Source organism: Streptomyces sp. NPDC056452 (genome assembly GCF_042796085.1).
Lineage (GTDB): Bacteria > Actinomycetota > Actinomycetes > Streptomycetales > Streptomycetaceae > Streptomyces.
Genome location: NZ_JBHTRI010000009.1, coordinates 84,096 through 96,061 on the forward strand (window position 1 = coordinate 84,096; position 11,966 = coordinate 96,061).

10 protein-coding genes are annotated in these 11,966 nt (G+C 72.0%); 5 read left to right on the forward strand and 5 right to left on the reverse strand.

Annotation, left to right across the window (positions count from 1 at the left end; genetic code table 11):
• Positions 1–16: 16 nt before the first annotated feature.
• Positions 17–1,399 carry a transcriptional regulator gene (locus tag ACFQ6X_RS11540; RefSeq protein WP_383179521.1) on the reverse strand — a complete coding sequence of 461 codons (1,383 nt, stop codon included), beginning with the start codon at positions 1,397–1,399 and terminating at the stop codon, positions 17–19.
• A 245-nt stretch (positions 1,400–1,644) separates the two neighbouring features.
• On the opposite strand from ACFQ6X_RS11540, the gene ACFQ6X_RS11545 reads away from it, so the two are divergent.
• From ACFQ6X_RS11545 to ACFQ6X_RS11555, 3 genes are read left to right on the forward strand one after another with little or no spacing between them, the layout of a single operon-like run.
• Positions 1,645–2,331 (forward strand): bifunctional DNA primase/polymerase, encoded by a 687-nt coding sequence (locus ACFQ6X_RS11545; protein ID WP_383179524.1) that lies wholly within the window; start codon positions 1,645–1,647, stop codon positions 2,329–2,331.
• 37 nt (positions 2,332–2,368) lie between these two features.
• Complete coding sequence (locus ACFQ6X_RS11550; RefSeq protein WP_383179527.1) at positions 2,369–3,205, forward strand: ABC transporter ATP-binding protein; 837 nt, start codon at positions 2,369–2,371, stop codon at positions 3,203–3,205.
• Positions 3,202–4,845, forward strand: coding sequence for a transporter (locus tag ACFQ6X_RS11555; RefSeq protein ID WP_383179529.1), 1,644 nt, complete (start codon positions 3,202–3,204; stop codon positions 4,843–4,845). Before ACFQ6X_RS11550 ends, ACFQ6X_RS11555 begins: the two co-directional genes overlap by 4 nt.
• A 69-nt stretch (positions 4,846–4,914) precedes the next feature.
• Here ACFQ6X_RS11555 and ACFQ6X_RS11560 read toward each other — a convergent pair whose 3' ends face one another.
• Together ACFQ6X_RS11560 and ACFQ6X_RS11565 are read right to left on the reverse strand one after the other, a co-directional pair.
• Positions 4,915–5,808: an alpha/beta fold hydrolase gene (locus tag ACFQ6X_RS11560; protein ID WP_383179532.1), complete on the reverse strand. Its 894-nt coding sequence runs from the start codon at positions 5,806–5,808 to the stop codon at positions 4,915–4,917.
• 638 nt (positions 5,809–6,446) lie between these two features.
• The gene (locus tag ACFQ6X_RS11565; protein ID WP_329208485.1) at positions 6,447–7,139 is read right to left on the reverse strand and encodes a metal-dependent transcriptional regulator; all 693 of its coding nucleotides are present in this window, start codon (positions 7,137–7,139) and stop codon (positions 6,447–6,449) included.
• Positions 7,140–7,327: 188 nt separating this feature from the next.
• Between ACFQ6X_RS11565 and ACFQ6X_RS11570 the strand changes: the two genes are divergently transcribed.
• A complete protein-coding gene (locus tag ACFQ6X_RS11570; protein WP_329208486.1) occupies positions 7,328–8,083 on the forward strand; it encodes an SIS domain-containing protein in 756 nt (251 codons plus the stop codon).
• A 61-nt stretch (positions 8,084–8,144) separates the two neighbouring features.
• Here ACFQ6X_RS11570 and ACFQ6X_RS11575 read toward each other — a convergent pair whose 3' ends face one another.
• Complete coding sequence (locus ACFQ6X_RS11575; RefSeq protein WP_383179537.1) at positions 8,145–9,545, reverse strand: PAS domain-containing protein; 1,401 nt, start codon at positions 9,543–9,545, stop codon at positions 8,145–8,147.
• Positions 9,546–9,925: 380 nt separating this feature from the next.
• Positions 9,926–10,552, reverse strand: a complete 627-nt coding sequence (gene pdxH, locus ACFQ6X_RS11580; RefSeq protein WP_383179540.1) for a pyridoxamine 5'-phosphate oxidase — start codon at positions 10,550–10,552, stop codon at positions 9,926–9,928.
• A 259-nt stretch (positions 10,553–10,811) separates the two neighbouring features.
• Between pdxH and ACFQ6X_RS11585 the strand changes: the two genes are divergently transcribed.
• Positions 10,812–11,921: a citrate synthase 2 gene (locus ACFQ6X_RS11585; RefSeq protein WP_383179543.1), complete on the forward strand. Its 1,110-nt coding sequence runs from the start codon at positions 10,812–10,814 to the stop codon at positions 11,919–11,921.
• The last annotated feature ends 45 nt before the right edge of the window (positions 11,922–11,966 follow it).

The following is an 11,966-nucleotide window of genomic DNA, read 5'->3' on the forward strand; positions in this document are numbered from 1 at the left end:
TCGAAGAATCGGCAGCTCAGGCGGCCTGCAGCTCCATCCTGGCGCCGAACTCCCGGACCGCGGGCGTCTCCCCGTACGGCAGAAGCCGCTGCTTGAGGTCATCGAGATATTCAGCACCCCGGCTGGAGCGCACCGTGCCCAGGAGCTCCATCGCCCGCAGGCCCGTGTGGCACGCCTGCTCCACCTCACGCTGCTGGACCTGCGCGGTGGCCAGCAGCACCAGCCCGATCCCGCGGCGTCGGGTCCGGGACTCCGGGAGGGCCGCGAGAGCCTCCTTCGCCCTGCGCGCGGCAGGCTCCGCCTGCCCGAGGTCGCGGTGGCAGTGCGCCAGCTCGTCCGCGAGGTAGGCCACGTCGAAGTGGGCGATCCAGGACGGGTCGTCGCCGGTGTCCGGGTCGGCCGACTCCAGCGCCGTCAGCGCCCGGCCCGCCACCACCTGGCAGGTACGGGCGTCCCCCATCAGCGCGTGCCCCCGGGCCTCCGCCGCGTGGAACATCGCCTCCGCGCGCGGCGTCACCCGGCCCCGCGCACCTTCCTGCGCCGCCCGGGCCAGCTGCGCGATCTCGCGCGGATTGCCGAGCTGGGCCGCGAGATGGCTCATCGAAGCGGCCAGCACATAGCCGCCGTACGCCCGGTCGCCCGCGGCCTGGGCGAGGCGCAGCGCTTGGATGTAGTACCGCTGGGCCAGCCCCGGCTGGCCGGTGTCGACGGCCATGTACCCGGCCAGTTCGGTGAGCCGGGCGGCCGCGCCGAACAGCTCCCGGCCGACGGATTCGCGGTACGCCCCCGAAAGGAGCCCCGACACCACGCTGTTGAGGTAGTGCACGAGGACGGGCCGCACATGTCCGCTGCCGAAGCGGTGGTCCAGGTCGACGAGCGCGGCCGTCATCGCCCGCACCGCCTCCACGTCCGGCATGCCCACCCGGGCCCCCGCCGTCCGCGCCACCTGCGGGTCCGCGCCCGTGATCAGCCAGTCCCGGCTGGGCTCGACCAGCGCCGACGCGGCCACGGCCGACCCGGACAGCAGGTCGCGGCGCCCCACGTCGCTGCGCCACAGCTCACAGACCTGCTCGATCGCACCGAGCACGGTGGGCGCGAACTGCAGGCCCACACCCGAGGCCAGGTTCTTGCCGTTGGCCATGCCGATCTCGTCGATCGTGACCGTACGGCCGAGCTTGCGGCCGAGCGCCTCGGCGATGATTCCCGGTGCCCTGCCACGCGGTTGCTGTCCGCGCAGCCAGCGGGCCACGGAGGTCTTGTCGTAGCGGAGGTCGAGTCCGCGCTCCGTCCCGACCATGTTGACGCGACGTGCGAGGCCCGCGTTGGAACAGGCGGCTTCCTGGATGAGCGTCTGAAGCCGTTCGTTCGGCTGACGGGCGACGAGAGGCCTGGCTGCCATTTTTCCCCCTGAGACCGCAGTGATCAATGAAGGGATCACTGCCCGGCACATACACAAGAAATGCGCATATTCATCTGCATTGGGTACGAGCAGTAGCGAGTTGGCACAGTCCTGCAGTGGTTACCCGCACATCGGTGCACTGCCTCACGCGCGCCCCCGTCCATGCCTCCGTGCGCCCCATATGCAGGATCGATCCGCCGTGTCCCACTGCGCCACGCCCGTAACCCCAGGTGGCGGCGGTAGTTGTGTTGTTCGTGGAAGAGCCCATCGGAGTGACGGAAGCCGCACAGGTCCCCCAACAGCGAGGTGAACAGCTGCTCGACGCCGCAGCACGGTACGCGGAGGAGCGGCACTGGGACGTGTTTCCCGGCACCTGGCTCGAAGCGGTGGAGGGGAGGGAACGCTGCTCGTGCGGCGACGCCGGCTGCCCCTCCCCCGGAGCCCATCCCACCCGGCCCGACTGGGCCGGGCAGGCCACCGGCAGCGCCGCGGCCGCGCGCCGGATGTGGGTGGAGCACCCGAAGTCCTCGGTACTCCTGCCGACGGGGCGCGCCTTCGACGCACTCGACGTCCCGGAGACCGCCGGGTTCCTGGCCCTGGCCCGGATGGAGCGGATGGACCTCACGCTCGGTCCGGTGACGTGCACCCCCGACCGCCGCATGCTGTTCTTCGTGCTGCCCGGCGCCGCCGCCAAGGCACCCGATCTCGTGGGGCACCTGGGCTGGGACGCCGCGGCGATCGACCTCGTGGGCCGGGGCGAGGGCGATTACGTGGCCGGGCCGCCGACCCGCGTCGGAGGGCGCGGTGCCGTGCAGTGGGCCCGCCGGCCGACCCACACCAACCGGTGGCTGCCCGACGCGGCGGAGCTCATCAGCCCCCTCGCCTACGCCTGTGCACGGGAGGCCGCCGACGCCCGGACGCGCCTTTCGTAGGGTGTCCCCACGAGCGGGGATACCGAAAGGCAGTGGCATGCCGGACCATACGGACACGGACAGCGGAACCGTGACGGACAACACGGACATCTCCGGGCCGGCGGTGGGGGCGCCCGCTGTGCGGGTGCAGGGGCTGTGGAAGCGGTTCGGCGAACAGGTCGCGGTCGCCGGGATCGATCTCGAGCTGCCCGCAGGCAAGTTCGTCGGCCTGGTGGGCCCCAACGGCGCGGGCAAGACCACGACGCTCTCGATGGTGACCGGTCTGCTCAGGCCGGACATGGGGAAGATCGAGGTCGGCGGGCACGACGTCTGGCGGGACCCGGTCGCGGTGAAGGCCAGGATCGGGGTGCTCCCCGAGGGACTGCGGCTCTTCGAGCGGCTTTCGGGGCGTGAACTCCTCGCGTACACCGGTCGGTTGCGCGGCCTGCCGGGCGCCGAGGTCGACAAGCGGGCCACCCAGCTGCTCGACGTGCTCGACCTCGCGGGCGCCCAGCACAAGCTGGTCGTGGACTACTCGACCGGGATGCGCAAGAAGATCGGCCTGGCGGCCGCACTGCTGCACAACCCCGAAGTCCTCTTCCTCGACGAGCCGTTCGAGGGCGTCGACCCGGTGTCGGCGCAGACCATTCGCGGTGTGCTGGAGCGCTACACGCGCTCCGGCGCGACCGTCGTCTTCTCCAGCCATGTGATGGAGCTCGTCGAGTCGCTCTGCGACTGGGTGGCCGTCATGGCGGCGGGCCGGATCCGGGCCCACGGCACACTGGCCGAGGTGCGCGGCGAGGCGTCCTCGCTGCAGGACGCGTTCCTCGAACTGGTCGGCGCGGGCAGCCGGGACACCGGGGAGTCCCTGGACTGGCTGGGCGGTACCCGATGACCGTGCTCGACGCACCCGTGGGGTCCGCCGTCCCGGCCGTCGGGGGCCACGGCCTCGTCCCCGTCTTCGTACAGCTCAAGCTGACGTTGCTGCGCAACGGTCTGCGCCAGTCGTCCGGGCGGCGGGCCGCCTATGTCGCGTCCCTCGTCGTCACCGTGCTGCTCGCCGTGGGCCAGGTGATCGGGCTCGTCGTGCTGCGCGGCAACGCCCAGGCGGAGACCCTCGTGGTCCTGATGACCGCGGTGGTCGCGCTCGGCTGGGCGGTGATGCCGCTGTTCTTCCCGAGCGGCGACGAGACCCTCGACCCGAGCCGGCTGGTCATGCTTCCGCTGCGGCCCCGCCCGCTGATCGGGGCGCTGCTGGTGGCCTCGCTGATCGGTATCGGGCCGCTCTTCACGCTCGCCCTGGTGCTCGGCTCGGTGATCGCCGTGGCACGCGGCTGGGCTGCGGTGGTGACCTCGGTCGTCGCCGTACCGCTGACGCTGCTGGTCTGCGTGGCGCTGGCCCGGTCCGTGGCCACGGCCAACATCCGGCTGCTGACCTCCCGCAAGGGCCGCGATCTCGCGGTGCTCAGCGGGCTGGTGATCGGGGTCGGCATCCAGTTCGTCAACTTCGGTGCGCAGCGCCTGGGCCGGGCGGGCGGGCTGTCCTCGCTCGAACCGCTCGCGGACGTGGTGCGCTGGCTGCCGCCGGCCTCGGCACTCGGCGCGGTGGGGTCCGCGTCCGAGGGGGCGTACGGGACGGCTCTCGTGCAGCTGCTGCTCTCCGTGCTCGCCCTGGGCGCCCTGGGGTGGCTGTGGCAGCGGAGCCTGGTGAAGCTGATGACAACACCGGACGGTTCCACGATCGCCGCCGCCGAGCCGGCCTCCAAGCGGTCCGGAGCCGGCCGCTCCGGGCTCTTCGCGCTGCTTCCCGAGGGGCGTACGGGGACGGTGATGGAGCGGAGTCTGCGGTACATCGCACGGGACCCGAAGACGAAGGCGACCTGGGTGACGGCACTGGCGGTCGGTCTGATCGTGCCGGTGCTCAACGCGGTGCAGGGGGCGGGCTCGGTCTACCTCGCCTCGTTCGCGGCGGGCATGCTGGGCATGCAGATGTACAACCAGTTCGGGCAGGACACCTCCGCCTTCTGGATGGTGGCGCAGACGATCTCCTCGACCCGGGACGCCTACCTCGAACTGCGGGCGCGGGCGCTGGCGCTGCTGCTGATCACCCTGCCGTACACGGTCCTGGTGAACGTCGTGACAGCGGCCGTGCTCGGGGACTGGGCGACGATGCCGGCGGCCATGGGGCTGTCGTTCGCCCTGCTGGGCGGGATGCTCGCGGTGGGGGCCATGGCCTCGGCGCTGTTCCCGTACTCGATCCCGCAGGACGGCGCGTTCAAGAACGTGGCGCCCGGGCAGGGAGGGCTGGCCTGGATCTCCATCCTCGGCGGGATGGTGGTGGCCGGACTGCTCTGCGGGCCCGTGATCGGTCTGACGATCTGGCTGCACACGGCCGATCTGCTGGACTGGCTGTGGCTGATGCTGCCGGTGGGCACGGTGTACGGGGGGCTCATCGGGTGGCTGGGGGTGCGGCTGGCCGCGCCCCGCACGGCGGACCGGCTCCCGGAGATCCTGACCGCGGTCAGCAAGGGCTGAGGGGCCGGGCCCGCCCGGAGCAGTCGCCCGTCAGGGGCTGAGGGCCGGGCCCGCCGGAGCCGTCCCCCGTCAGGGGCTGACGGGCGCCCTGTCGTCCCGGAAGTCCTCGGCGAGCTGCTCCAGGAACGGCTCCACCGCCGTGCGCCAGCCCTCCGGCTGGTCGTAGTGGACGAGGTGGCCGGCATCGGCCACCTCCGCGTACTGCCCGCGCGGCAGGACGCGGACCATTTCCTGGGCCTCGGCCCGGCCGAGCTCGCCGTCGAGGCCGCGCAGGACCAGGGCGGGGCACTGGACCTGCGCCAGCTCCTCCCAGTGGGCGTCGTAGACCCAGGTCGCCCGGGACCGGAGCATCTGGCGGCGGGAGAAGACGGGGCGCCAGCCGTCGGACCGCTCGGCCATCACCTCGGCGAAGAACTCACCGCGGGACGGGTTGGGCCGCTCCACCCAGGGATCGTCCTCGCCGAACCACTTCCGTACGTCGGCAAGGGTCGCGAAGGGGACCGGCCACGCGTCGAACCAGTCCTCCCATTCCCGCTGCGAGGCCGCCCCGAGTGCGGAGGCCCGCATGTCGCAGATGATCAGGGCCTTGACGAGATCGGGGCGCTTGGCCGCGAGCTGCCACGCCGTGAGAGCGCCCATCGAATGTCCGATGAGGGTGACGGGCGCGAGACCGAGCTGTTCGATCGCCGCCTCGGCATCGGCGACGTACGCGTCACGGGTGTACGGGCCCTCGGCCGGCTTCTCGCTGCGGCCGTGCCCGCGCTGGTCGAGGCCGACGGGCCGGTGCCGCTCGGAGAGCCAGCGGGCGGTGGAGGACCAGTGCGTGGCGCGTCCCATCAGCCCGTGGAGCAATAAGATCCCGGGGGCGCGCTCGGCCTCCGCACGCCCTTTGGGCGGATTGGCGAAATCCCAGGCGGCAAGGCGTACGCCGTCGGATCCGGTCACATCAATGCGCCGCACCATAGGTTCTGGCACCCCCTTCTGGTCCTCGATCACCGTGTGGTCGCCTCCGCCAGACTATCGAACCTTTATTCGAAAATCGGGTTCCGACTCGTAACACCCCACGTTCGAGTGACAGCCCTCCAGGATTGACGCCCGCCACTGCGGGGAGACCTTCTGCGGGAAGCGGACCGCTCGGGGACAGGGGTCCGTGGGGACTGACCTTGAGAGCTCGGGGCTCCAGGTCAGCGCAGGGGAGGACCGGCCCCGGCGCCCTCGGGCGCCGGGGCCTTCCCCTGTTCCGGAACGGATCGGTCCGCCCTCACGCGGAGCCGCCGGGGCACGCCACTCGCGCCGTACGGCCGTCAGGGCGTCCGGGAGCGCGGCAGCCACCTCACGGTGCACATGCCAGTACGACGGGCGCATTCCCTGCTCCCTCCCCGACCGCGCGGCAGGCTCTGCCGACACTCTCAGGTCATATGCCTGGCCACAGCCTGGCACGCGATTCGCCCGGGCGCTGCGATTCCGGACGGAAAACAGAAAGCGGGCTTTACTGGTCCACTTCTGCACGTGCATCTGCATCCGCGACTGCAATCGCAAGGCCGCCGCGGCCCGGCCCGCCGGGGCCCCGAAGAGGCCCCGGCAAAGCCTTGGCCAGGCCTTTAGCGCTTGGCGACGAAGACGTGCGAGGCGACCTCGGAGTCCAGCTCCGCCGCCTCACCGCTGGAACCGACCAGCACACCGCCGGGCGACTCCGTCACGCTGACCACCGAGCCGGGCTGCACGCCCGCCCGTCGCAGCGTGTACATCAGCTGGGCGTCCGTCTGGATCGGCTCACCGATCCGGCGCACCACCACGGTCTTGCCCTCCGCGCCCGGGTCGAGCTCGGACAGGCTCACCATGCCCTCGTCCAGGAACGGATCGGCCTCCGCCTGCTCGCCCAGCTCCTCCAGGCCCGGGATCGGATTCCCGTACGGAGACTCCGTCGGGTGCCGCAGCAGCTCCAGCACCCGGCGCTCCACGGCCTCACTCATCACGTGCTCCCAGCGACAGGCCTCGGCGTGGACCTGCTCCCACTCCAGACCGATCACGTCGACGAGCAGGCACTCGGCGAGCCGGTGCTTGCGCATCACGCGCGTCGCGAGGCGGCGCCCCTCGTCGGTCAGTTCCAGATGGCGGTCGCCCGCGACCTGGACGAGCCCGTCCCGCTCCATGCGCGCCACCGTCTGGCTGACCGTCGGACCGCTCTGGTCCAGCCGCTCCGCGATCCGGGCGCGCATCGGGACCACGCCTTCCTCTTCGAGCTCGAGGATGGTGCGGAGATACATCTCCGTTGTATCGATCAGTCCGGACATACGTGCCCCTCGATGCTGTGACATGAAGTCGTCGTGCGATGGCCCTGCACCAATTCTGACGCATAGCACCGACAACCGTGCCGCCGCGGCGGCAGCCGGTGCACCGGAGCGGTATTGACAGCCCACTGGTCCAGACCGCAACGTGATCCGCGGCACGGACACCCCACCCCGTAGGAAAGGCCTCCTCGATGAGCGACAGCACGCTTGCCGGTCAGTTCTTCGACGCAGCGATCGGCCTGTTGGAGCGTGTGCGCGACGAGGAGTCCGCCGCCGTCGCGGCCGCCGGTGCGGCGATCGCCGACACGGTCGCCGCGGGCGGGCGGCTCTTCGCCTTCGGGGCGGGGCACTCCTCCCTCGCCGCGCAGGACGTCGTCTACCGGGCGGGCGGATTCGCCCTGATGAACCTGCTGGCCGTCCCCGGCACCGTCGGCGTCGACGTCATGCCGGCCACGCTCGGCTCCGCGCTGGAGCGGGTGGACGGTCTCGCGAGCGCCGTGCTCGACTCCAGCCCCGCGACGTCCGGCGACCTCCTCGTGATCATCTCCCTGTCGGGGCGCAACGCACTGCCCGTGGAGATGGCGCAGAACGCCCGGGCGCTCGGGCTGACGGTCATCGGAGTCACCTCGGTCGCGTACGCGACGGGCACCCGGTCGCGGCACACCTCGGGGGGATTCCTGCGGGACCACTGCGACATCGTGCTCGACAGCAAGATCTCGATCGGCGACGCGGAACTGACGGCGGACGGGATCGAGGCACCGTTCGCGCCCGCGTCGACGGTCGTCACCAGTGCGCTGATGCAGGCGATGATGGCCACCGCCGCGGAGGAGCTGGTCGCCCGGGGGATCGAGCCGCCGCTGCTGCGGTCGGGAAACGTGGACGGCGGGCACGAGTGGAACGGGCGCGTGATGCGGGAGTACGGGGACCGGATCTTCTACCGGCACTGAGCGGCCGAGCCGGGCCGGGCGGGAGGGAGCGGCACCCCGGACCGGGTGCACGGTTCCGTCCTCAAACGCCGGACGGGCCGGTACCGCCGGCGGTCAGGTGGGCCAGGTCCACCGCCGAGGCGACCCGGACCGCCACGCTCTCCGCGTACATCGCGTCCGGGCGTTCGAACGCGCTGCGGCTCCCCGAGCGCAGGAACGTCACCACGCCCAGCGTCCGCCCCCGGCTCCGCAGCACCGCGCACAGCGCGTGCACCGCATCCCGGGGCCACTGCCGTTCCACCGCCCACTCCTCGTCCGCCCCGGCCCGCGCGCTGGCCCGCACCGAGCCCGTACGCTCCACCGCCTGCAGGGCAGGGTGCCCCGGCCCGTACCGCACCGGGATCGAGCCGCCCGACACCGGCAGGCACGGGCCCGGCGCGTCGGCCGGCGTCGCCGCGGCCCGCACCAGCCGCTCCCCCGCCAGCAGATCGACCACCACGTGGTCGGCGAACCCGGCCAGGGCGAAGTCCAGCGAGGAGGTCGCCGCCTCCATGGGGTCCTCGCACTCGGCAGCCTGGCGGGCCGCCCGGTGCAGCTGGTTCGACCGGAAGCGCACCCGGTCCGCCTCCTGCTCCGCGAGCTTCGCCGCCGTCACGTCCCGGAACAGCCAGCCGACCCCCAGCGGGACCGGTTCCTCGGCGAGGGGCGACGCCAGCCGCAGGAACCCGCTGCGCCAGCAGCGCCGCCGGTCGCCCTCGGCCGTCCTGAGCGTCACCCACAGCTCCGCGGGCGCGGGCGGCGCCCCCTCGGCGAGCACGTGCTGCAGCGCGCCCTCCAGGTCCTCCACCCCCTGGACGACCAGCTCGCCCAGCGGACGTCCGAGCAGCGCCGTACGCCCGCCTCCCAGCGCCCGCGCGGCATAGGAGTTGACGACGGTCGGCCGCAGATCGACGTCGACGAGGACGACTCCCCACGACGCGTCCTCGAACAACGCCTCGCTCAGCGCGATGGACCGCTCCAGATCGATCTGCGCGTGCACCTCACTGAACGCGCAGTACACCCCGGCCGGCTTCCCGCCCTCGCCGCGCACTCCGGAGGACTGCGTCCGTACGAGCACCCGCCCGCCGTCCTTGCGCAGCAGCGCGAACTCGTGGACCTGCCGTCCGGGGGCGTCCATGGCGGACATCAGCCGTCCCTGCACGTCCCCCGCGTCCGCGCTCCGCACCGCCCACCCGGCGAATCCGCTCCGCCCCACGGCTTCCCCGGCGGACCAGCCGAGAATCCGCTCGGCCTCACGGTTCCAGTGGGTGATCGTGCCGTGCGCGTCGAACGCGCAGAGCGCGGCGTCCATCCCGTCGAGCAGCGCCGCGAGCAACTGGGACCCGGGGATCGCACCCGCCCGGGGCTCGCGCCCGGGGTCCGGCTCGGGGTCCTCGTCGGGTCCGAGCGCGTCGGTGGTTCCACTGCTCCTGGAAGCACTCACTCCGTACCCCCCGCAGGACGTGTTCCGCATTGCCGCACGTCAGACCATTGAACTCGAACGTGAGCCACCGCACAGCCACTTCCGCGAAATCCGGCGGCCATCCGATCCCCGATAAATGCCTTGTGTCTCCCGGGACGGGTTCCTAGGCTGTGGTCACACGTCGAAAGGAGGTGATCCGAAAAGTGCAGTCTTATCGGATTCGTGAGGTGGCTGCGGGCTGACAGCCCGTCGTCGCACACAGTGCACCTCGGCAGGCTGTCTGCCGAAACCCAAGCAGTCACCGACCCGCAGGCTCGCCGGTAAGTCCGGCCGGCTCCTCCGCAAGGAGGGACCAGAGCCTGCGGGTTTCTGCGTGTCCGGGGCCCGGTGGGGCCGGGGCCCTACGGGCAGAGCCGCTCCACGGTCCAGTCCTCGCCCTCGCGCACGTACCGCAGCCGGTCGTGCAGCCGGTTCTCGTGGCCCTGCCAGAACTCGATCGTGTCCGGTACGACGCGGAAGCCGCCCCACTGCGGGGGTGCCGGGACCTTCTCGCCCTCCGGGTAGCGGGCGGCGAGCTCCTCGTAGCGCGTCACCAGCTCCTCGCGGGAGCCGATCACCGTGGACTGCTCGCTCGCCCAGGCGCCGAGCTGGGAGCCGTGCGGGCGGGTGCGGAAGTAGGCGACCGTCTCCTCGCGGCCGACGCGGACCGCGGTGCCGGTGACGATGACCTGGCGGGCCAGCGGGTGCCAGGGGAAGAGCAGCGAGACGTAGTGGTTCGCGGTGAGCTCGCGGCCCTTGCGGGAGCCGTAATTGGTGAAGAAGACGAAACCGCGGTCGTCGTAGTGCTTCAGCAGCACCGTGCGGGAGGACGGCCGGCCCTCGGGCGTGGCCGTGGAGACCACCATCGCGTTCGGCTCGTGCAGTGCGCCGCCCCCGGCGACCTGGCGGAACCAGTGGGCGAACTGGTCCATCGGATCGGCCGCGAGGTCCTTCTCGGTGAAGTCCTCGGAGCGGTACTGCTCGCGCATCGCGGCCGGATCGGTGGTGCAATCGGAGGCAGAGGCGCGAGAGGAGGCGGAAGCGGAAGACGGAGTGGCATCAGCTGTGGGCACGGGGCCATCCTGCCGCAGCCGGTCGGTGTGCCGGGCCGGGAGGGGGCACAACCGCCCGCCGGAGCAACCCGGTGCTGTGCGGGATGTCACCCTTCCCCGCATCGTGGGTACCCGCCAGTATCGAGAGCGGGCCTCTGTGGCCTGCATACAGCCGCCGAGCCGAGGGAGCCGCCCGATGTCCGACTTCGTACCCGGACTTGAAGGAGTCGTCGCGTTCGAGACGGAGATCGCCGAGCCCGACAAGGAAGGCGGTTCGCTCCGCTACCGCGGCGTCGACATCGAGGACCTCGTCGGCCATGTGTCGTTCGGCAACGTCTGGGGTCTGCTGGTCGACGGGGCGTTCAACCCCGGCCTGCCGCCCGCCGAACCCTTCCCGATCCCCGTGCACTCCGGCGACATCCGTGTCGACGTGCAGTCCGCGCTCGCCATGCTGGCGCCCGTGTGGGGGCTCAAACCGCTGCTCGACATCGACGAGGAGACCGCGCGCAACGACCTGGCGCGGGCCGCCGTGATGGCCCTGTCGTACGTGGCCCAGTCGGCGCGCGGCCAGGGGCTGCCGATGGTTCCGCAGAGCGAGATCGACAAGGCGCAGTCCGTGGTGGAGCGGTTCATGATCCGCTGGCGCGGTGAGCCGGACCCCAGGCACGTGAAGGCGGTCGACGCCTACTGGACCTCCGCGGCCGAGCACGGCATGAACGCCTCGACGTTCACCGCCCGCGTCATCGCGTCGACCGGCGCGGACGTGTCGGCCGCGCTGTCGGGTGCGGTGGGCGCGATGTCGGGTCCGCTGCACGGCGGTGCCCCGTCCCGGGTCCTCGGCATGATCGAGGAGATCGAGCGCACCGGCGACGCCACCGCGTACGTGAAGAAGGCCCTCGACAAGGGCGAACGGCTGATGGGCTTCGGCCACCGTGTCTACCGGGCCGAGGACCCGCGGGCCCGCGTCCTGCGGCGTACGGCGCGGGAGCTGGCGGCGCCGCGCTTCGAGGTGGCGGAGGCGCTGGAGAAGGCCGCCCTTCAGGAGCTGCACGCCAGGCGCCCGGACCGGGTGCTGGCGACGAACGTCGAGTTCTGGGCGGCGATCGTGCTGGACTTCGCGGAGGTCCCGGCGCACATGTTCACGTCGATGTTCAGCTGCGCCCGTACGGCGGGCTGGTCGGCGCACATCCTGGAGCAGAAGCGGACGGGCCGGCTGGTGCGCCCCTCGGCGACGTACGTCGGTCCGGGTTCGCGCAACCCGCGGGAGATCCCGGGGTACGAGCAGCTCGCGGATCTGGGCAACTGACGTACCGGCGCCGGGGCATGCCGCACGGGGGCCTCAACCTCCGTG